Raw genomic sequence first — 21,910 nt, 5'->3', positions numbered from 1 at the left:
ATTACCGCCCAGAGCAATGACGATACGCATAGTGCAGATCCTTCTAAACAGAGGTTGCGGGCGATTCGGCCCCGGTTGGAACTCGGTCAATGTGGGAGCTGGCTTGCCTGCGATGGCATCACCTCGGTGCATCTGACAGACCGAGGCGATGCCATCGCAGGCAAGCCAGCTCCCACAGGGGCTCTGTTCCTGCAGGAGGAACCGGATCGGTCCTTAGATATCCGCCAGCGCCGACACCAGAATCGCCTTGATGGTGTGCATGCGGTTTTCCGCTTGCTCGAAGGCGATGTTGGCCGGCGATTCGAAGACTTCTTCCGTCACTTCGACGCCGTTGGCCAGGTGCGGATAGCGTGCGGCGATGTCCTTGCCGACCTTGGTTTCGCTGTTGTGGAACGCCGGCAGGCAGTGCATGAACTTCACGCGCGGGTTGCCCGAGGCCTTCATCATGTCGGCGTTGACCTGGTACGGCAGCAGTTGCTCGATACGCTCGTCCCACGCTTCCACCGGCTCACCCATCGACACCCAGATGTCAGTGTGGATAAAGTCCACGCCCTTGACGGCAGCCTTGGGGTCTTCGGTGATGGTGATGCGCGCGCCGCTCTCTTCGGCGAAGGCTTTGCACTGATCGATGAAGTCCTGATGCGGCCACAGCGCTTTCGGTGCGGCGATGCGCACGTCCATGCCGAGTTTGGCGCCGATCATCAGCAACGAATTGCCCATGTTGTAGCGGGCATCGCCCAGGTAGGCGTAGCTGATGTCGTGCAGCGGTTTGTCGCTGTGTTCGCGCATGGTCAGCGTGTCGGCGATCATTTGCGTCGGGTGGAATTCAGCGGTCAGGCCGTTGAACACCGGTACGCCGGCGAACTTGGCCAGCTCTTCGACGATTTCCTGTTCGAAGCCGCGGTACTCGATGGCGTCGAACATCCGCCCCAGTACGCGGGCGGTATCCTTCATGCTTTCCTTGTGGCCGATCTGCGACGACACCGGGTCGATGTAGGTGACGTGGGCGCCTTGGTCATGGGCCGCGACTTCGAAGGCGCACCGGGTGCGGGTCGAGGTTTTTTCGAAGATCAGCGCGATGTTCTTGCCTTGCAGGTGCGCACGCTCGGTGCCGGTGTATTTGGCGCGCTTGAGGTCGCGGGACAGGTCCAGCAGGTAGTGCAACTCGCGAGTGGTGTGGTGCATCAGCGAGAGCAGGCTGCGGTTGCGCATGTTGAAAGCCATGATTGGATCTCCTTGGGTTTCGGTTATCCCCTCGGCCGTGCTGGATAAGCATCGGCCAAGGCTCGAAAGTTAATAATCGATAGGGTCGCGAATGATCGGGCAGGTCATGCAGTGGCCACCGCCGCGCCCGCGCCCGAGTTCACTGGCGCTGATGGTGATGACCTCGACGCCGGCCTTGCGCAGCAGGGTGTTGGTGTAGGTGTTGCGGTCGTAGCCGATGACCACGCCTGGCTCCAGCGCCACCACGTTGTTGCCGTCGTCCCATTGCTCGCGTTCGGCGGCGAAGCTGTTGCCGCCGGTTTCGACGACGCGCAGCTGCTTGAGGTTGAGGGATTCGGCCACCACCTCGATGAATGATTTGTTCTCCCGTCGCACGTCCATGCCGTAAGGCTTGCTGCTGTCAGGTCGGATGATGAAGGGCACGATTTCCTTGACCACTTCCGGGAAAACCGTGACCAGATCGCGGTCGCAGAAGCTGAACACGGTGTCCAGGTGCATGGCGGCGCGGGATTTCGGCAGACCTGCGACGACGACTTTTTCCACCGCGCCTTTGGCGAATAGCGATTGCGCCAGTTGGCCGATGGCCTGACGCGAGGTGCGTTCGCCCATGCCGATCAGCACCACGCCATTGCCGATCGGCATGACGTCACCGCCCTCAAGGGTGGCCTGGCCGTGATCCTGGTCCGGGTCGCCGTACCAGACCTCGAAGTCGGCGTTGGTGAACTCGGGGTGAAATTTGTAGATGGCGGTGGCCAGCAGGGTTTCCTGGCGGCGCGCCGGCCAGTACATCGGGTTCAGCGTTACGCCGCCGTAGATCCAGCAGGTGGTGTCGCGGGTGAACTGGGTGTTGGGCAGTGGCGGCAGCAGGAAGCTGGAGTGGCCCAGGTAATCGCGGTACATCTTGATCACGCTGGAGCCTTCGCTTTCTGGCAGGTCCTCGCCGGCCACGCCGCCGATCAGGAATTCGGCCAGCTTGCGCGGCTCCAGGCCTTCGAGCCAGCTGCGCACCTCGTTGGTCAGGCCGACGCCGACGGTGTCGAGGGTGATCTTGCGATCCAGAATCCATTTCAGGGCTTCGGGATTCTGGACCGTCTCGGTCAGCAGGTTGTGCATTTCCAGCACTTCGATCCCGCGCTCGCGCATTTTGGTGACGAAATCGAAGTGGTCGCGCTTGGCCTGGTTGACCCAGATCACGTCGTCGAACAGCAGTTCATCGCAGTTGTTCGGGGTCAGCCGCTGGTGGGCCAGGCCGGGAGAGCAAACCATGACTTTGCGCAGTTTGCCGGCTTCGGAATGGACGCCGTACTTAACTTTTTCCGTGGTCATTACCGTGTTCCTCCAGATGAAAACAATCGGGTGCTTACAGAGTCAGGAAGCCGTCATACAGCCCGTAGGCCGCCACCAGGGCGCCGCCGACGACGGCGACGAAAATCAGCTTCTCGACGTTGGTGAAAACCGGTTTGTCGACTTCACGCTTGGCCTTGGCGAAGAGGATCACACCGGGGGCATACAGCAGGGCGGAGAGCAGCAGGTATTTGACGCCGCCGGCGTACAGCAGCCAGACCGCGTAGGCCAGGGCGATGGCGCCGATGATCAGATCCTTGCGCCGTTCGGCCGCGAAGCCTTCGTAGCTCTCGCCGCGCACTGCCAGCAGCAGGGCATAGGCTGCCGACCACAGGTACGGCACCAGAATCATCGAGGTGGCGAGGTAGATCAGCGACAGGTAAGTGCTGGCCGAAAACAGCGTGATGATCAGAAACAGCTGCACCATCGCGTTGGTCAGCCACAGCGCGTTGGCCGGTACGAGGTTGGCGTTTTCACGGCGCAAAAACGCCGGCATGGTGTGGTCCTTGGCGGCGGCGAACATGATCTCCGCGCACAGCAACACCCATGACAGCAACGCCCCGAGCAAGGAAATGATCAGGCCGACGCTGATCAGCACCGCGCCCCAGTGACCGACCACGTGTTCGAGCACCGCGGCCATCGACGGGTTCTGCAGTTTCGCCAACGCAGGTTGGGTCATGATCCCCAGGGACAGCACGTTGACCAGCACCAGGAACAACAGCACGGTGATGAAGCCGATGACCGTGGCTTTACCCACGTCGCTGCGGACTTCGGCACGGGCCGAGAAGATGCTCGCGCCTTCGATGCCGATGAACACCCACACGGTGACCAGCATCATCTTGCGCACCTGGTTCATCACGCTGCCCAGGTCCGGATTTTTCAGGCCCCAGATGTCGGCGGTGAAGATCTCCAGTTTGAACGCGAACAAGGTGATCAACACGAACAGCAGCAGCGGTACGACCTTGGCGATGGTGGTCACCAGGTTGATGAACGCCGCTTCCTTGATTCCTCGTAAAACCAGAAAGTGCACCGCCCAGAGCAGCAGCGAGGCGCCGATGACGGCGGCCACGGTGTTGCCTTCGCCGAAGATCGGAAAGAAGTAACCGAGGGTGCTGAACAGCAGAACGAAATAACCCACGTTGCCCAGCCAGGCACTGATCCAGTATCCCCAGGCCGACGAAAAACCCATGTAGTCGCCGAAACCGGCCTTGGCGTAGGCATAAACACCGCCATCCAGTTCAGGCTTGCGATTGGCCAGGGTTTGAAAGACGAAAGCGAGGGTCAACATGCCCACTGCGGTGATTGCCCAACCAATCAGAACAGCACCGACATCAGCACTGGCGGCCATGTTCTGGGGCAAAGAGAAGATCCCGCCACCAATCATTGAACCGACCACTAATGCCACGAGCGCGCCGAGTTTCAGTTTTCCGGGGGATTCAGACATTGCATGACTCCAGTGCAGGAGAAGAGAGACAGCAGAGTAGTTCTGCTGGCTGTTCAATCAGCTGACATAGATCAGTGCATGGGCACATTCCATTGTTAATGAAAGACTTATGTATCTTTGTCGGGCATACAGATGTTGATGTAAAAAAGCAGGCGCTGAAGCTATAGATTATTCAGCGATAAATAAAAGACGCTATTGAGACTAATTGATTAAGGTTATTTCGCTTTATCTATTTAGTTAAAAGTCACTGCTTTGCAGCGTTGAGGTATTTGCAGTGACTGTTCTGGCCTCATCGCGGGCAAGCCACGCTCCCACAGGATCACGCTGTACCTGTGGGAGCGGGCTTGCCCGCGATAGCTATCTGATGATCACCACCACTGTGCGCGATGGGCACCCAATTCACCGGCTGGCAGCGCCCACTGCAGTGGCGTCCCGGTGATCTTAAGCGGCACCTGCAACCGATGGGCCGGTCCCCACGGCGTTTGCTCGAGCAACACCCCTTGATCGTTGTCATCCTCTGCCCGCAACGGCTCATCCGTTCCGGCGCCATGTTCGATCAACAACTTCGCCGTCCGTGCCAGCGACAACCGCGCAGAGCCACCATACCCCAATAGCTTGATCGCACTGGCCGCCATCAAATACCCGGTGGCGTGATCAAGGGCCTGGACCGGCAGCGGTGTCGGTTTATCCGCCTTCTTCCAGTGCATGCCCCCGTCGGCAATCCCGCTGCTCATCTGCACCAGGCTGTCGAAGCCGCGACGGTTCTGCCAAGGGCCGCTCCAGCCGTAAGCGTTGAGGCAAACATCGATCAGGCCTGGGGCCAGTGCCTGGCGTTGGGCGATGCCGTAACCCAGGCGTTCCAAGGCATCGGCGCGGTAGCCGTGGAGCAGAATGTCGGCGTCCTTGAGCAGGCTTTCGAACACCGCGCGATCGGCTTTGTCGTGCAGATCCAGGCGCGCACAGCGTTTGCCCAAGGTGACTTCCGGCACCACCCCCGGTTCGTTCCAGGTCGGTGGGTCGATGCGCAGCACATCGGCGCCGAGCCCGGCGAGGAAGCGGCTGGCGATCGGGCCGGCGAGCACTCGCGTGAGGTCCAGCACCTTGATCCCGGCCAACGGTTGCGCCACCGAGCCTTGCCACGGTTTGGTGGTTTGGTTGCCACCGACACTGAACTGAATCAACGGCTCGGCGTTCACGGCCCGACCTTGGGGGTGAGCTTGCCATTGTTTCCAACTGCGCATTTCGGCGGCGCAACCACCGGCCTCGACCACCGCTTGTTCCAGATCGCTTTTCGCCCACTGAGCCACTTTGCTCGCCATCGCTGCGCGGTCGGCACAGGCGCCGAGCACTGATTCAGCAGCGGTGCGGTGATGGGGCGCGTTGGTGTGCAGGCGGATCCAGCCATCTTTGGTTGCATAGTCGCCGGCGACCGGGTCCCACAATGGCGGGACGCTCCAGCCCACGGGGCGGATCGAGGTGGCGAACCAGAACGACGCCAGCCGGCGGTCGACTTCGAGGCTGGGCAAACGACCAGTCTGCCGGTGCAGCAGTTCGCTGGCGGCCTGGCCGGCGGCGGCAATGCTGGCGCAGGCCAGATCGGTCACGGCAAATGCCGAGGGCAGGGCGCCGCTCGAGGTGAACGGGATTGGGGTGTGAGGCAAGCCGAGTGCGGCTTGAATGGACGTGAGTAAATCAGTCATCGAAGGCCCTCCGGAACGAGAGCCCGAGCATAGTCCAAAAAGACGGCTCGGCCAGATGAAATCCTGTGGGGGGATTCATCGATTTCCGAGAGCCAATACACACGATCCAGAATGAGTGTTTAACGACACCCTGTGTTACGTCCTAAAGCCCACGAAACCTTGCGCCGTTGCCTACGCCTGCGCCAGAATCCGCCGGCTTGTGCGCCTTGGGCCGGGTCGGTAACTTGATTCGCATCACTGATTCCCAGTGATCGGGTTTAGCAGCCCGGCTCTTCATCCCGGTTGTACAAGTCTTATCCAGTCAGGCATTCGCCTGCGCTCGATGGTGGCTGTGCGCATGGCACCTTCGGGTGCGCCGGGTTTGGGGTTACCGGTCTGCTAACTTGCGCACAGCTGCCTCCCATTCGTTTAGCAGCGAGATGGATGCGGCCTTACTGGAGTTACCCCATGTTCAAAGTAACGCCTAACCCACCGGTCACAGATCCGGTCTCCCCCTACGAATCCCCCGATTCCAGAAAACTCAACGAAGCCGCCGAGCGCGCCCTCGACCATTACCTCAACCCGGCGGCCACGGTCATGGCCACACCCTACCAACCCAACAAGCTGTACCTGGCCAACCCGGCGGCCGCCACCGAGCCGATGCTGGTCAACGCCAGCGAAACCCTGGGCTCGGCCACCGTCATGCTCAACGACTTCGCGGCTTTGCTTGAAGGCACTCACCGCAAAACCTTGCTGGGCATCGCGCAGGTGGTGATGCTGGCTGAACTGGCGGTCAATCAGGTGCTGGACAAGGTAGTGCCGACTGAGTAATTCCCAGTGGCCGGGGGGACTGTTGGCTGAGTTCAGAGTTTGAGTTGGCTGACTTGACGCCTTCGCGGGCAAGCCTCGCTCCTACGAGGATATGCAATCCCCTGTGGGAGCTGCTGCCACAGGGGAATTGTTCCAGCGCTTTACCCACGCCCCAGCAGGTAGGTCGCGTAATCCGGGATGCGGTGTTCGTGAGCCTGATCCATCAACGGGCTGCTGAGCAGGTAGTCGGCGCTGCATTCGTTGCAGGCCACGGGGATGTTCCACACCGCCGCGACCCGCAGTAATGCCTTGATGTCCGGGTCGTGGGGTTGCGGTTCGAACGGGTCCCAGAAGAACACCAGCATGTCGACCCGCTGCTCGGCGATTTGCGCGCCGAGTTGCTGGTCGCCGCCCAGTGGACCGCTGATCATGCTTTCCACCGGCAGGCCGAGGCGTTGTTGCAACAACAACCCCGTGGTGCCGGTGGCGACCAGTTCATGCTGCGCGAGTTTGTCTTTCTGCCGCTCGGCCCAGTCCAGCAAAAACACTTTGCAGTGGTCATGGGCGACCAGGGCGATACGCTTGCGCGCCGCCATGGTCTTTTGCGTAAAGCTGATACCGATCATCGGTTGCTGCTCCACGGTTTACTCTGCGTTGCAGAGCGCCAGGCAGTTATCGAGCATGCGGTTGGAGAAGCCCCATTCGTTGTCGTACCAGGCCAGCACTTTGAGCAGCTTGCCGCTGGACTTGGTGTGGTTGGCGTCGAAGATCGACGACAGCGGGTTGTGGTTGAAGTCGCTGGAAACCAGCGGCAGGGTGTTGTAACCCAGAATCTTCGAGTGTTGGCTGGCTTGTTTGAGCAGCGCATTCACTTCATCGGCCGACGCTTCGCGCTTGAGCTGCACGGTCAGGTCCACCAGCGACACGTTGATCACCGGAACACGCACTGCCATGCCGGTCAGTTTGCCCGCCAGGTCCGGCAGCACCAGGCCTACCGCTTCAGCGGCGCCGGTCTTGCTCGGGATCATGTTCTGGGTGGCGGAACGGGCGCGGTACGGGTCGGTGTGGTAGACGTCGGTCAGGTTCTGGTCGTTGGTGTAGGCATGGATGGTGGTCATCAGACCGCTTTCGATGCCCAGCTCGCGGTGCAGCACCTGGGCCACCGGGGCCAGGCAGTTGGTGGTGCACGAGGCGTTGGAAATGATCTGGTGCGACTGGCGCAGAATGTCGTGGTTAACCCCATAAACCACAGTGGCGTCGGCGCCTTTGGCCGGGGCCGAGATGATCACTTTACGTGCGCCGGCCGTAATATGGGCGGCGGCTTTGGCACGGTCGGTGAACAGACCGGTGCATTCGAATACGACGTCGACCTTCTCCGCGGCCCAAGGCAGCTCGGCCGGGTTGCGAATGGCGCTGACCGAAATACGGTCGCCATTGACGGTCAGGCTTTCCTGATCGTGCTGGACATCGGCATCGAATGTGCCGTGAACGGTGTCGTATTTCAGGAGGTGAGCATTCATCGAGCTGTCGCCCAGGTCGTTGATTGCCACGATCTGCAGATCCTGGCGATAGCCTTGGGTATACAGTGCGCGCAGGACATTACGGCCGATACGGCCAAAACCATTGATTGCGATTCGAAGAGTCATTTACAGCGCCGCCGTCGTTTTGTTGTTGGAATTACAAGATTATTCGCAAAAAAATAGAAAACAAGCCTTTTTAGTGGCAATATTTTGTTTTATCTACAACGAGTGACCTGGATCAACTGGTCCGAATGATCAAGAAAGCCGTCTGTCATCCCGATCACAACGGCGTTTGATCAGCATAGACAATCAGGTCGCCACATCCGTTAGCCTGGAGTTCTACACATGCATCCCCGCGTCCTTGAGGTCACCGAACGGCTTATCGCCCGCAGCCGCGCCACACGTGAGGCTTACCTTGCATTGATCCGTGGCGCCGCCAGTGACGGCCCGATGCGTGGCAAGCTGCAATGCGCCAACTTCGCCCACGGCGTGGCCGGATGTGGCAGCGACGACAAGCACAGCTTGCGGATGATGAACTCCGCCAACATCGCAATTGTTTCGTCATATAACGACATGCTCTCGGCGCACCAGCCGTACGAAGTCTTTCCTGAACAGATCAAAAAAGCCCTGCGCGAAATCGGCTCCGTCGGCCAGTTCGCCGGTGGCACCCCGGCCATGTGCGATGGCGTGACCCAGGGCGAGCCAGGCATGGAACTGAGCCTGCCGAGCCGTGAAGTGATCGCGTTGTCCACCGCCGTGGCGCTGTCCCACAACATGTTCGACGGCGCGCTGATGCTCGGCATCTGCGACAAGATCGTGCCGGGCCTGATGATGGGCGCGTTGCGCTTCGGTCATTTGCCGATGATTTTCGTGCCGGGCGGGCCAATGGTGTCCGGCATCTCCAACAAGCAGAAAGCCGATGTGCGCCAGCGCTACGCCGAAGGCAAGGCGACCCGCGAAGAGCTGCTGGAATCGGAGATGAAGTCCTACCACAGCCCTGGTACTTGCACGTTCTACGGCACCGCCAACACCAACCAGTTGCTGATGGAAGTCATGGGCCTGCACTTGCCAGGCGCCTCGTTCGTCAACCCGAACACCCCGTTGCGCGATGCCCTGACCCGCGAAGCGGCGCATCAGGTCACGCGCCTGACCAAGCAGAATGGCAACTTCCTGCCGATCGGCGAAATCGTCGACGAGCGTTCGCTGGTCAACTCCATCGTGGCCCTGCACGCCACCGGCGGCTCGACCAACCACACTTTGCACATGCCGGCCATCGCCATGGCCGCAGGCATCCAGTTGACTTGGCAGGACATGGCCGACCTCTCCGAGGTGGTGCCGACCCTGAGCCACGTGTACCCGAACGGCAAAGCCGACATCAACCACTTCCAGGCAGCGGGCGGCATGTCGTTCCTGATCCGCGAACTGCTGGAAGCCGGCCTGCTCCACGAAAACGTCAACACCGTGCTCGGCCACGGCCTGAGCCGCTACACCAAAGAGCCGTTCCTCGAAAACGGCGAGCTGGTCTGGCGCGAAGGCCCGATCGAAAGCCTCGACGAAAACATCCTGCGCCCAGTGGCTCGTGCATTCTCGCCAGAAGGCGGTTTGCGCGTGATGGAAGGCAACCTCGGCCGTGGCGTGATGAAGGTCTCGGCGGTCGCCCTGGAAAACCAGGTCGTCGAAGCCCCGGCCATGGTGTTCCAGGATCAACAGGACCTGGCCGATGCGTTCAAGGCCGGTCTGCTGGAGAAGGATTTTGTCGCGGTGATGCGCTTCCAGGGCCCGCGCTCCAACGGCATGCCGGAGCTGCACAAAATGACGCCGTTCCTCGGCGTGTTGCAGGACCGTGGCTTCAAAGTTGCGTTGGTGACTGACGGGCGCATGTCCGGCGCCTCGGGGAAAATCCCGGCGGCGATCCACGTCAGCCCCGAAGCTTACGTGGGCGGCGCTTTGGCACGGGTGCGTGAGGGCGATATCATCCGCGTCGATGGCGTCAAAGGCACCCTGGAGCTTAAGGTGGACGCCGAAGAATTCGCAGCACGCGAGCCGGCCAAAGGCCTGTTGGGCAACAACATCGGCACCGGCCGCGAACTGTTTGGTTTCATGCGCATGGCCTTCAGCTCCGCAGAGCAAGGCGCCAGCGCCTTTACTTCTGCCCTGGAGACGCTTAATTGAAACTGGCTTTGGTCGGTGACATCGGTGGGACCAACGCACGTTTCGCGTTGTGGAAAAACCAGCAGCTGGAATCGGTCCAGGTGCTGGCAACGGCAGACCACGCCACCCCGGAAGAAGCGATTGCGCTGTACCTGAGCGGGCTCGGCCTGGCGCCGGGTTCGATCGGTTCGGTGTGCCTCTCGGTGGCCGGCCCTGTGAGCGGTGATGAATTCAAGTTCACCAACAATCACTGGCGGCTCAGCCGCAAGGGTTTCTGCAAGACCTTGCAGGTGGATCAACTGCTGCTGGTCAACGATTTCTCAGCCATGGCGCTGGGCATGACCCGATTGCAGCCGGGCGAGTTCCGGGTGGTCTGCGAAGGCACGCCGGAGCCGTTGCGGCCGGCGGTGGTGATCGGCCCGGGCACAGGCTTGGGTGTAGGCACGTTGCTCGATCTGGGCGAGGGCCGTTTTGCCGCGTTGCCGGGGGAGGGCGGTCACGTCGATCTGCCGCTGAGCAGCCCGCGGGAAACCCAACTGTGGCAACACATCTACAACGAGATCGGCCATGTCAGCGCTGAAACGGCATTGAGCGGCGGTGGTTTGCCGCGGGTCTACCGGGCGATCTGCGCGGTGGATGGTCACACGCCTGTGCTCGACACACCTGAAGCGATCACGGCGGCCGGGCTGGCGGGTGATCCGATTGCCCTGGAAGTGCTTGAGCAGTTCTGCTGCTGGCTCGGTCGCGTGGCCGGCAACAATGTGCTGACCACCGGTGCACGGGGTGGTGTGTACATCGTTGGCGGGGTGATTCCACGGTTTGCCGACTTTTTCGTTAAAAGCGGTTTCGCCCGGTGCTTTGCCGACAAGGGTTGCATGAGCGATTACTTCAAAGGCATTCCGGTGTGGCTGGTGACAGCGCCGTATTCCGGCCTTGTTGGCGCGGGTGTGGCGCTGGAGCAGGCCTGAGACCGCGTCACCTCATTCGCGGGCAAGCCTCGCTCCTACAAGGAATGTCACGAACCCTGTAGGAGCGAGGCTTGCCCGCGAAGAGGCCGGAACAGACAACATAGATCCATGATCGATCAGGCATAATCCTCCCTAACACAAACAACAAGGACGCCGCCCCGTGAGCTCAGTCAACAAGTCGATTTTGTTGGTCGATGACGATCAAGAGATACGCGAGTTGCTGGACACCTACCTGACCCGTGCCGGTTTCCAGGTCCGCACCACGCCCGATGGTGCAGGCTTTCGTCAAGCATTGAACGAGGCACCGAGCGATCTGGTGATCCTCGACGTGATGCTGCCGGACGAAGACGGTTTCAGCCTCTGCCGCTGGGTCCGTCAGCACCCGCGCCAGGCCCATGTGCCGATCATCATGCTCACCGCCAGTTCCGACGAGGCCGATCGTGTCATCGGCCTGGAACTGGGCGCCGACGACTACCTCGGCAAACCCTTCAGCCCCCGTGAATTGCAGGCGCGGATCAAAGCCTTGTTGCGTCGCGCGCAGTTCGGTCAGGAGCGTTCCGGCGGTGAAGTGCTGGCCTTCGACGACTGGCGGCTGGACATGGTCAGCCATCGGCTGTTCCATACCGACGGCGAGGAAGTGATTCTCTCCGGCGCCGATTTCGCCCTGCTGAAACTGTTCCTCGATCACCCTCAGGAAATCCTCGACCGCGACACCATCGGCAACGCCACCCGTGGCCGTGACCTGATGCCGCTCGATCGCATCGTCGACATGGCGGTCAGCCGTTTGCGCCAGCGTCTGCGCGACACCGAAAAGCCGCCGCGGCTGATCCGGACCGTGCGTGGCAGCGGTTACCAATTGGCAGCCAACGTGGTTGCCGGCAATGGCCACTGAGTTTCTGCGCAAGCTCGCCGGGCGCGTGCCGGTGCCGCGCTCGCTGCTCGGGCGCATGTTGCTGCTGACCCTGTTGGCGGTGCTGTTCGCCCAGACGCTGTCGAGCGTGATCTGGGTTTCGCAACTGCGTGCCACCCAGCTCGAAGGCCTGGTCACCAGCGCCCGCAGCCTGGCCCATTCGATGACGGCCAGCGTCAGTTATTTCCGCTCGTTGCCGGTGGCGTTCAGGCCGCTGGTGCTCGACCAGTTGCGCAGCATGGGCGGCACCCGGTTCGTGGTGACCCTCAACGACAAACCCTTGGGCATGGAAGTGCTGCCGATCACGCCGCGCAAAGAAGCGGTGCTCAAAGCGGTGGACGAGGTGCTGCGCCAGTCGCTGGGCCAGGACGCCGATATTTCGGTGACCTTCGTCAGCCCCGAAGACCTGCGGATCTTCAATAGCGGGCTGAAACTCGATGAATTGCCACGCTCCTGGGCGCACTACGCGTTGACCCTGGAGCCAGTGAACCCACCGGTGCTGGTCACGCAAATCCAGATGGCGCCGGGGGAATGGCTGTACATCGCTTCGCTGTTGCCCGAGCCCTACACCAGTCTCGAAGAGCAAGGCCTGCCGGCACAGCAAGTCTGGTTCATCGTACTCACCAGCGGCTTCTTGCTCCTGTTCATCGGCCTGCTGGTGCACTGGCAGAGCCGGCCACTCAAGCGATTGGCGCGGGCGGCGCGGGACATGTCCTTGGGCGCCGATGTCGAACCGGTCGCTCAGGGCGGCGGCAGTGAAGTGGTGGAAGTCGGTCGCGCGTTCAATGCAATGCGTGAACGCATCAGCCGTTACCTGACTGAGCGCAGCCAGTTGTTCAGCGCGATTTCCCATGACTTGCGCACACCGATCACTCGGCTGCGACTGCGGGTTGAATTGCTTGAAGACGAAAAGCTGCAAGCCAAGTTCGGACGTGATCTGGATGAGCTGGAGTTGTTGGTCAAGGGCGCGCTGCAATGCGTGAAAGACACCGACATCCACGAAAACATCGAGCAGGTGGACCTCAATCATGTGCTCGACTGCCTGGTGGAACCGTATCTGGCGCCCAACGGCAATGGCCGCGTGACTCAGCAGGGGCGGGCGCTGGCGCCGTATCCCGGCAAGCCACTGGCGCTCAAGCGCTGCATCGGCAACCTGATCGACAACGCCTTGAAGTACGGGCAGAACGCGCATCTGCACATCGATGACGACGAGAGCGCGTTTGTGCTGCATGTCGACGACGAAGGTCCGGGTGTGCCGGAGCAGCGGCTGGAGCAAGTGTTCGAGCCGCACTTCCGCCTGGCCGGGCAGCAGCAGGGTTATGGCCTGGGGCTGGGGATTGCACGCAACATTGCCCATAGCCATGGCGGTGAAGTCAGCCTGCAAAACCTGCGTGAAGGCGGGTTGCGCGTGACGTTGCAGTTGCCACGACCAATGGATTGACGCTGCCCCTGTGGCGAGGGAGCTTGCTCCCGTTGGACTGCGCAGCAGTCCCTCTTTCAGGGCCGCTCCGCGCCCCAACGGGAGCAAGCTCCCTCGCCACAAATAACCACTCACTTCAAAATTGGGGCGAATGTCACAGGTCGGTGACATAACGCTCCCCCTTCGTTACCTGCCCGCCACCGACCGTTGTTTAGACTGGTCCCAGTCATAACAACAAAAAAGGTATCGCATGGACACCTTCCAACCCGCCTTCAGCAGTTGGCTGAACGCGCCTGCCCATCATCAATGGCTCGGCGCCGAAGGCCTGCGCCTGTTGGCGTTTGCCAAGGCTTCAAAACTCCCCGAAGGTTTCGGCAACCTTGATGAAAAGGGGCGCCTGGCGGCCAACGCGCAAGCCGAAACCATGAACACCGCGCGCATGACCCACAGCTTCGCCATGGCCCACATCCAGGGTTTGCCGGGGTTCGCCGAGCTGGTGGATCACGGGATCAAAGCCCTCAGCGGGCCGCTGCGTGACGCCGAACACGGTGGCTGGTTCGCCACGCCCGAACACCGCGACGGCAATACCGGCAAAGCCGCTTACCTGCATGCCTTCGTGGCATTGGCCGCGAGCTCTGCGGTGGTCGCTCAACGGCCCGGTGCGCAAGCCCTGCTCGACGATGCAATCCACATCATCGACAGCCATTTCTGGAGCGAGGAGGAGGGCGCCATGCGCGAGTCCTTCAACCGCGACTGGACCGAGGAAGAGGCTTATCGCGGCGCCAACAGCAACATGCACGCCACCGAAGCCTTTCTCGCCCTGGCCGATGTCACCGAGGACCACCGCTGGCTGATTCGCGCGCAGCGCATCGTCGAGCGTGTCATTCACGAACACGCCGCCGCTAACGATTACCTGGTGGTCGAGCATTTTGATCGCGACTGGCAGCCGCTGCGCGACTATAACCACGACAATCCGGCGGACGGTTTTCGCCCTTATGGCACCACGCCGGGTCATGGTTTCGAATGGGCGCGGCTGTTGCTGCACCTCGAAGCGGCGCGAGTGCAGGCCGGGATGCTCACGCCAGGCTGGTTGGCCACCGATGCGCAAAAACTCTTCGAACACAATTGCCGTCACGGCTGGGACGTCGACGGTGCTCCGGGGATTGTCTACACCCTCGACTGGGACAATCGCGCAGTGGTTCGCCATCGATTGCACTGGACTCATTGTGAAGCCAGCGCCGCCGCCAGTGCGCTGCTAAAACGCACCGGTGATGAGCAATACGAGCGTTGGTACCGACTGTTCTGGGAATTCTGTGACAGTCATTTCATCGACCGCTGCGATGGCAGCTGGTATCACGAGCTCGATCCACTGAACCGCCCGAGCGCCGATATCTGGGCCGGTAAACCTGACCTGTATCACGCCTGGCAAGCGGTATTGATCCCGCGCCTGCCATTGGCGCCGAGCATGGCCAGTGCGCTGGGGCGGTTGTCCCAGAGCGCTGCTGTGTAACCAGCTATGTAACCATGTGGTGACATTCGCGCGTCCCTTCGTTACCTGCGAAGGGATATCCCCTGTTTAAAATCCTATGCAGCGCAAGCACCAGACTTGCATGCATAACAACAAGAAAGGTACTACTAGATGAATGCGATTTCTCGCCTCGCTACTGTCATTTCTCTCGCTTCACTGCTTCCCGTTGCTGCATTCCCGCTCAGTGCCCTTGCCGCCGATTCCAAAGGTTCGGTGGAAGTCGTTCACTGGTGGACGTCTGGTGGTGAAAAAGCAGCGGTCGATGTGCTCAAGGCTCAAGTCGAAAAAGACGGCTTTACCTGGAAAGACGGCGCAGTCGCCGGCGGTGGCGGTGCCACGGCCATGACCGTACTCAAAAGCCGCGCCGTGGCCGGTAACCCGCCGGGCGTAGCGCAGATCAAAGGTCCGGACATTCAGGAATGGGCGTCTACCGGCCTGCTCGATACCGACGTCTTGAAAGACGCTGCCAAAACTGAGAAGTGGGACAGCCTGCTCGACAAGAAAGTCTCCGATACCGTGAAGTACGACGGTAACTATGTGGCCGTGCCGGTGAACATTCACCGCGTCAACTGGTTGTGGATCAATCCGGAAGTCTTCAAGAAAGCCGGCATCGAAAAAGCGCCAACCACCCTTCAGGAATTCTACGCGGCCGGTGACAAGCTCAAGGCTGCGGGCTTCATTGCGCTTGCCCACGGTGGCCAGCCTTGGCAAGACAGCACCGTGTTCGAAGCGGTGGTCCTGTCGGTCATGGGCGTCGATGGCTACAAGAAAGCCCTGGTCGACCTGGATAACGCTGCGCTGACCGGCCCTGACATGGTCAAGGCGCTGACCGAACTGAAGAAAGTCGCGACCTACATGGACGCCGACGGCAAAGGCCAGGACTGGAACCTGGAGGCGGCCAAGGTCATCAACGGCAAGGCCGGCATGCAGATCATGGGTGACTGGGCCAAGAGCGAGTGGACAGCGGCCAAGAAAGTCGCTGGCAAGGATTACGAGTGCGTAGCCTTCCCGGGCACCGACAAGGCCTTCACCTACAACATCGATTCGCTGGCCGTGTTCAAGCAGAAAGACAAGGGCACTGCTGCAGCTCAGCAGGACATTGCCAAGGTCGTGCTGGGTGAGAACTTCCAGAAAGTCTTCAGCATTAACAAGGGCTCGATCCCGGTTCGAAACGACATGCTGAGCGACATGGGCAAGTACGGTTTCGACTCCTGCGCCCAGACGGCTGCCAAAGACTTCCTGGCGGACGCCAAGTCCGGTGGCTTGCAGCCGAGCATGGCGCACAACATGGCGACCACGCTGGCGGTACAGGGTGCTTTCTTTGATGTCGTGACCAACTTCATCAACGATCCGAAAGCCGATCCTGCCACTGCCGCCAAGCAACTCGGCACTGCCATTAAAGCGGCCAAGTAACCGTTAGCCGCGCCCCCCCTGTGGGAGGGATTTTGTGGGAGCCAGCTCCCACAGAAGGCCGCTCCTACAAGGGAAAGCGCTTGTAATCCTTTCTCTTCGTACTGGATCTTCCCATGAGTTCTGTTGCTGTGTTCAGCAAGGCCTCGCCGTTCGATGCACTGCAGCGCTGGCTCCCCAAGCTGGTGCTGGCGCCGAGCATGTTCATTGTTTTGGTGGGGTTCTATGGCTATATCCTGTGGACCTTCGTCCTGTCGTTCACCACTTCGACCTTCCTGCCGACTTACAAATGGGCAGGTCTGGCGCAGTACCAGCGGCTGTTCGACAACGATCGCTGGTGGGTAGCGAGCAAGAACCTGGCGCTTTTCGGCGGCATGTTCATCGGCATCACCCTGGTGATCGGTGTGTTGCTGGCGGTGTTTCTTGACCAGCGCATTCGTCGCGAAGGTTTCATTCGCACCATTTACCTGTACCCGATGGCGCTTTCGATGATCGTCACCGGTACCGCCTGGAAGTGGCTGCTCAACCCGGGCATGGGCCTGGACAAATTGCTGCGTGACTGGGGCTGGGAAGGCTTTCGCCTGGACTGGCTGATCGATCCGGATCGCGTTGTGTACTGCCTGGTGATCGCGGCGGTATGGCAAGCCTCGGGCTTCATCATGGCGATGTTCCTCGCCGGTCTGCGTGGCGTTGATCAATCGATCATCCGTGCCGCCCAGATCGATGGCGCGAGCATGCCGCGCATTTACCTGAAAGTGGTGTTGCCGAGCCTGCGCCCGGTGTTCTTCAGCGCAGTGATGATCCTGGCCCACATCGCTATCAAGAGTTTCGACCTGGTGGCGGCAATGACCGCCGGTGGCCCGGGTTATTCCTCCGATCTGCCTGCGATGTTCATGTATTCCTTCACCTTCAGTCGCGGCCAGATGGGCATGGGCTCGGCCAGTGCGATTCTGATGCTCGGTGCGATTCTCGCGATCATCGTGCCTTACCTGTACTCCGAGCTGAGGGCCAAACGTCATGACTAGTTTCGCTGCCAAACCTGCCATCAGCCTGAGTCGCATCGCGATCTATGGCGTGCTGCTCCTTGCGGTATTGCTGTACCTGATACCGCTGGTGGTCATGCTGTTGACCAGTTTCAAGACGCCGGAAGACATCAACTCCGGCAACCTGCTGAGCTGGCCGACCGTGGTCAGCGGTATTGGCTGGATCAAGGCCTGGGGCACGGTTGACGGGTACTTCTGGAACTCGATCAAGATCACCGTTCCGGCGGTAATGATCTCTACGGCCATCGGTGCGTTGAACGGCTATGTGCTGTCGATGTGGCGCTTTCGCGGGTCCCAGTTGTTCTTCGGCCTGCTGCTGTTCGGTTGCTTCCTGCCATTCCAGACGGTCCTGCTGCCGGCCTCGTTCACCCTCGGCAAGATGGGCCTGGCCAGCACAACGACAGGCCTGGTGTTCGTGCACGTGGTCTACGGCCTGGCGTTCACCACACTGTTTTTCCGTAACTACTACGTCAGCGTTCCCGATGCCCTGGTGAAAGCGGCGCGGCTCGATGGCGCGGGGTTCTTCACCATCTTCCGCTTGATCATCCTGCCGATGTCCACCCCGATCATCATGGTCTGTCTGATCTGGCAGTTCACCCAGATCTGGAACGACTTCCTGTTCGGCGTGGTGTTCTCAAGCGGTGACTCGCAACCCATTACGGTGGCGTTGAACAACTTGGTCAACACCAGTACCGGGGCCAAGGAATACAACGTTGATATGGCGGCGGCGATGATCGCCGGGCTGCCGACCCTGCTGGTCTATGTGGTCGCAGGTAAGTATTTCGTGCGCGGGCTGACGGCCGGCGCAGTCAAGGGGTAATCATGGCTACGCTCGAACTTCGCAATGTAAACAAAACCTATGGCCCCGGCCTGCCGGACACCCTCAAGAACATTGAGCTGTCGATCAAGGACGGTGAATTCCTGATTCTTGTGGGCCCTTCGGGTTGCGGTAAATCGACCCTGATGAATTGCATCGCCGGCCTTGAGACCATCACCGGCGGCGCGATCATGATCGGTGACCAGGACGTCAGCGGCATGAGCCCCAAAGACCGCGACATCGCCATGGTGTTCCAGTCCTACGCGCTGTACCCGACCATGAGCGTGCGCGAAAACATCGCGTTCGGTTTGAAGATCCGCAAGATGCCTGCCGCCGACATCGACGCGGAAGTCGCTCGCGTGGCCAAGCTGTTGCAAATCGAACACCTGCTCAACCGCAAGCCGGGTCAGCTCTCCGGTGGTCAGCAACAGCGCGTGGCCATGGGCCGGGCGTTGGCGCGTCGGCCGAAGATCTACCTGTTCGACGAACCGCTGTCCAACCTCGACGCCAAGCTGCGGGTCGAGATGCGCACCGAAATGAAACTGATGCACCAGCGCCTGAAAACCACCACGGTCTACGTGACCCACGACCAGATCGAAGCGATGACCCTGGGCGACAAAGTGGCGGTGATGAAGGACGGGATCATCCAGCAGTTCGGTACGCCGAAAGACATCTACAACAACCCGGCCAACCTGTTCGTGGCGAGCTTCATCGGTTCGCCGCCGATGAACTTCATTCCCCTGCGTTTGCAGCGCAAGGACGGCCGTCTGTTGGCGTTGCTCGACAGTGGTCAGGCGCGCTGCGAATTGCCGCTGGGCATGCAGGATGCCGGGCTCGAAGACCGCGAAGTGATCCTCGGCATGCGCCCGGAACAGATCGTGCTGGCGAACGGCGAGCCAAACGGTTTGCCAACCATTCGCGCCGAAGTGCAGGTCACCGAACCGACCGGTCCCGACACCCTGGTATTCGTCAATCTCAACGACACCAAGGTCTGCTGCCGTCTGGCACCGGACGTCGCACCGGCCCCGGGCGAGACCCTGACGTTGCAATTCGATCCATCGAAAGTGCTGCTGTTCGATGCCAAGACCGGTGAGCGTCTGGGCGTTGCCGGCCTGCCAAAAACCGAAGCTCACAGCGCCAACGTGGCCCAGTTCAAAGGCCGCTGAAGATCAAATGTGGGAGCGAGCAAGCCCGCTCTCACAGGGGGGATTAGTGGCGGATGGAGACATCCGTCGCAATCGATGTAAACCGCGTTAGATAAAAACAGTTAATAACAATAAAACGAGGATGTAGGGATGAAGAAGAAGAACAACGCTCAACTGATCTGCCAATTGTCAGCGGTTGCGGCGATGATGCTGGCCGGTAGCGCACACGCGGCTGACGCGTTCAGTGCCGATTCCCAGTGGATGACGGGGGACTGGGGTGGCGAGCGGACCAAGCTGATCGAGCAAGGTATCGACATCAAGGCCGACTATGTCGGTGAAGTGGGCGCCAACCTGCACGGCGGCTACAACGACGACAAAACGGCGCGTTACGCCGACCAGTTTGGTCTGGGCGTGGCGCTGGACCTGCAAAAACTGTGGGGCTGGGATAACACCCAGGCCAAGATCCAGCTCACCAACCGTAACGGTCAGAACATCTCCAATGACCGTGTCGGCGACCCGCGTGCCGGCACCTTGAGTTCCTCCCAGGAAGTCTACGGCCGTGGCCACATGGTCCGTCTGACCCAGCTGTGGATCAAGCATCAGTTCCTCGACGGGAAACTGGACGTCAAGGCTGGTTACTTCGGCGAAGGCGAAGACTTCAACACCTTCCCTTGCGAGTTCCAGAACCTGGCATTCTGCGGTTCCCAGGCGGGTAACTGGGCGACCGGTATCTGGTACAACTGGCCGGTCATGCAGGCGGCGGTTCGCGTGAAGTACAACATCACGCCTGAGTTCTATGCGCAGATCGGCGCGTACAACCAGAACCCATCGCAACTTGAGCACGGTAACGGCTTCAAGCTCAGCGGCAGTGGTACCAAAGGTACCGTCTTGCCGGTTGAATTGGTCTGGTCGCCGAAGGTCAACAACCTGCCGGGCGAATACCGTGTCGGTTACTACAAGAGCACGGCCGACGCCGATGACGTCCGTAAAGACGACAACGGCAATGATGCAGCGACCACCGGCAATGCCTATCGCAGCCATGACAGCAAGCATGGCTACTGGTTCGTGGCGCAGCAACAACTGACCACCCATAACGGTGATGCTTCGCGCGGTCTGAACATCGCGGCCAACGCCACCTTCCACGACAAGGACACCAACTTCGTCGACAACTACCAGTCGCTGATGTTTGTTTACAAGGGCCCGTTCGATGCGCGTCCAAAAGACGACGTCGGGATCGGTTTCTCCCGTATCCATGTCAACGATGACGTGAAGAAAAACTCCGAGTTGGTCAACGCCGCCAATGGTGTCACCGACTACAACGATCCACTGTTCGCGCCACTGCGCAGCACCGAGTACAACTACGAGATCAACTACGGTTTCCACGTTACCAACTGGCTGACGGTGCGTCCTAACCTGCAATACATCACTCACCCGGGTGGTGTGGATGAAGTTGATAACGCGCTGGTCGCCGGCCTGAAAATTCAGTCGGTGTTCTAACGCTGTTGCGATAAGCTCCTCTCTATGTGCGCATATTTGCGGACGGCCATGGCTGTCCGCTTTTTTTTGGGGGTGGCGCACCCTCGGGTGACAGATGATTTTCAGGACCGTGGCACATGCTTGAGCATCCGCTACAACGCTTCTTCAAATCCTTGCGCGAACGTCCGGTGTTTGCGTGGGAGCGCTATCAGATGCGCGACGTGCTGGTGATCGACCATCCGCTGTGTCAGGCGGTGTTCAGTCGTCAGGGCGCGCAGTTGCTGCACTTCCAGCCAAAGGGTCAGAAACCCTGGCTGTGGTGCGCGGCGAAATGGCCGCACGTGGGTGCGATTCGCGGCGGCGTGCCGGTGTGTTGGCCGTGGTATGGCCGCCACCCAAGCGAAAACGCCTGGCCGTCCCATGGCTGGGCGCGCCTGCTGGACTGGAAGTTACTCGACAGCAGCAGTGACGACGATGGCGTGCACCTGCACTGGCAGTTACAGCTGTGCGACTGGCAAGTGGACTTGCACGCGCACCTGGGCGAACGCATGGATTTGCACTTGAGCACGGAGCATCAGGACGACATGCCGTGCCAGTTGAGTCAGGCGTTGCACGCCTATTGGCGTATTGGTGACGTCGGTGAGGTAGCGCTGTCTGGGCTCGAAGGAGCGCAAGGTTACGACCAGTTGAACCGCCAGGCTTGCCAACAGGAAGGCGAGTTGCGGGTCGACGGTGGGTGTCAGCGGGTGTTCCAGCATGACGGCGAATTGCAGCTCAAGGACCACGCCTGGCAGCGCGAACTGTGCATCGACACCGGTGATCATGCAGACACGGTGGTCTGGCATCCCGGCTCGCGGCCATTGCTGGGCGTGAGCTGGAATGAGATTTCCGAGTTCGTCTGTGTGGAAGCGGCCAGCGGCGGCACCGACAGCCTGTGCCTGGCGCCGGGGGAGCGGGCGCATTTGAGTTTGCAGGCGCGGGTTGGGGCTTAGTTCACGATCCATGGTGTTGCGGGTATCGC

The 21,910-nt window shown here is 60.5% G+C and carries 18 protein-coding genes; 12 read left to right on the top strand and 6 right to left on the bottom strand.

Annotated elements, in window-relative coordinates; all coding sequences use genetic code 11:
• Positions 1-213 precede the first annotated feature (213 nt).
• From AC30D7_RS28435 to AC30D7_RS28420, 4 genes are all read right to left on the bottom strand, one after another.
• A complete protein-coding gene (locus tag AC30D7_RS28435; RefSeq protein WP_490136288.1) occupies positions 214-1,224 on the bottom strand; it encodes an ornithine carbamoyltransferase in 1,011 nt (336 codons plus the stop codon).
• A 69-nt stretch (positions 1,225-1,293) separates the two neighbouring features.
• A complete protein-coding gene (arcA, locus tag AC30D7_RS28430) occupies positions 1,294-2,550 on the bottom strand; it encodes an arginine deiminase (RefSeq protein WP_490136287.1) in 1,257 nt (418 codons plus the stop codon).
• A gap of 34 nt (positions 2,551-2,584) precedes the next feature.
• Positions 2,585-4,012 carry an arginine-ornithine antiporter gene (arcD, locus tag AC30D7_RS28425; protein WP_490136286.1) on the bottom strand — a complete coding sequence of 476 codons (1,428 nt, stop codon included), beginning with the start codon at positions 4,010-4,012 and terminating at the stop codon, positions 2,585-2,587.
• 368 nt (positions 4,013-4,380) lie between these two features.
• Complete coding sequence (locus tag AC30D7_RS28420) at positions 4,381-5,712, bottom strand: CoA transferase (protein WP_490136285.1); 1,332 nt, start codon at positions 5,710-5,712, stop codon at positions 4,381-4,383.
• A gap of 447 nt (positions 5,713-6,159) precedes the next feature.
• Here AC30D7_RS28420 and AC30D7_RS28415 point away from each other — a divergent pair, with 447 nt between their 5' ends.
• Positions 6,160-6,522, top strand: coding sequence for a DUF6124 family protein (locus tag AC30D7_RS28415; protein ID WP_477813411.1), 363 nt, complete (start codon positions 6,160-6,162; stop codon positions 6,520-6,522).
• A 140-nt stretch (positions 6,523-6,662) separates the two neighbouring features.
• Here AC30D7_RS28415 and AC30D7_RS28410 read toward each other — a convergent pair whose 3' ends face one another.
• Complete coding sequence (locus AC30D7_RS28410; RefSeq protein ID WP_413696848.1) at positions 6,663-7,127, bottom strand: methylglyoxal synthase; 465 nt, start codon at positions 7,125-7,127, stop codon at positions 6,663-6,665.
• An 18-nt stretch (positions 7,128-7,145) separates the two neighbouring features.
• Positions 7,146-8,147 (bottom strand): type I glyceraldehyde-3-phosphate dehydrogenase, encoded by a 1,002-nt coding sequence (gene gap / locus AC30D7_RS28405; protein WP_490136284.1) that lies wholly within the window; start codon positions 8,145-8,147, stop codon positions 7,146-7,148.
• A 219-nt stretch (positions 8,148-8,366) separates the two neighbouring features.
• Here gap and edd point away from each other — a divergent pair, with 219 nt between their 5' ends.
• From edd to AC30D7_RS28350, 11 genes are all read left to right on the top strand, one after another.
• Entirely contained in the window at positions 8,367-10,193 is a 1,827-nt protein-coding gene (edd, locus tag AC30D7_RS28400) for a phosphogluconate dehydratase (RefSeq protein ID WP_028939408.1), read from the top strand.
• The gene (locus AC30D7_RS28395) at positions 10,190-11,140 is read left to right on the top strand and encodes a glucokinase (RefSeq protein WP_230175475.1); all 951 of its coding nucleotides are present in this window, start codon (positions 10,190-10,192) and stop codon (positions 11,138-11,140) included. Before edd ends, AC30D7_RS28395 begins: the two co-directional genes overlap by 4 nt.
• 160 nt (positions 11,141-11,300) lie before the next feature.
• The gene (locus tag AC30D7_RS28390; protein WP_490136283.1) at positions 11,301-12,032 is read left to right on the top strand and encodes a response regulator; all 732 of its coding nucleotides are present in this window, start codon (positions 11,301-11,303) and stop codon (positions 12,030-12,032) included.
• Positions 12,022-13,491: an ATP-binding protein gene (locus AC30D7_RS28385; RefSeq protein WP_138866918.1), complete on the top strand. Its 1,470-nt coding sequence runs from the start codon at positions 12,022-12,024 to the stop codon at positions 13,489-13,491. The genes AC30D7_RS28390 and AC30D7_RS28385 overlap by 11 nt, the downstream gene beginning before the upstream one ends.
• Before the next feature lie 229 nt (positions 13,492-13,720).
• Positions 13,721-14,980, top strand: a complete 1,260-nt coding sequence (locus AC30D7_RS28380; protein WP_490136282.1) for a D-mannose isomerase — start codon at positions 13,721-13,723, stop codon at positions 14,978-14,980.
• A 129-nt stretch (positions 14,981-15,109) separates the two neighbouring features.
• The gene (locus AC30D7_RS28375; protein ID WP_490136281.1) at positions 15,110-16,411 is read left to right on the top strand and encodes an ABC transporter substrate-binding protein; all 1,302 of its coding nucleotides are present in this window, start codon (positions 15,110-15,112) and stop codon (positions 16,409-16,411) included.
• Positions 16,412-16,524: 113 nt separating this feature from the next.
• On the top strand, positions 16,525-17,433 hold the full coding sequence (locus tag AC30D7_RS28370; RefSeq protein WP_018926470.1) for a carbohydrate ABC transporter permease: 909 nt from the start codon (positions 16,525-16,527) through the stop codon (positions 17,431-17,433).
• Positions 17,426-18,271: a carbohydrate ABC transporter permease gene (locus AC30D7_RS28365; RefSeq protein ID WP_019581464.1), complete on the top strand. Its 846-nt coding sequence runs from the start codon at positions 17,426-17,428 to the stop codon at positions 18,269-18,271. Before AC30D7_RS28370 ends, AC30D7_RS28365 begins: the two co-directional genes overlap by 8 nt.
• Before the next feature lie 2 nt (positions 18,272-18,273).
• A complete protein-coding gene (locus AC30D7_RS28360) occupies positions 18,274-19,434 on the top strand; it encodes an ABC transporter ATP-binding protein (RefSeq protein WP_019581463.1) in 1,161 nt (386 codons plus the stop codon).
• A 129-nt stretch (positions 19,435-19,563) separates the two neighbouring features.
• Positions 19,564-20,910, top strand: coding sequence for a carbohydrate porin (locus AC30D7_RS28355; protein ID WP_028939406.1), 1,347 nt, complete (start codon positions 19,564-19,566; stop codon positions 20,908-20,910).
• A 116-nt stretch (positions 20,911-21,026) separates the two neighbouring features.
• On the top strand, positions 21,027-21,881 hold the full coding sequence (locus tag AC30D7_RS28350; RefSeq protein ID WP_019581461.1) for a D-hexose-6-phosphate mutarotase: 855 nt from the start codon (positions 21,027-21,029) through the stop codon (positions 21,879-21,881).
• Positions 21,882-21,910 lie beyond the last annotated feature (29 nt).

Source organism: Pseudomonas sp. DF5 (genome assembly GCF_058148225.1).
Note: the sequence above shows the minus strand (reverse complement) of the source record. Positions and strands in the feature narration are given on the sequence as shown.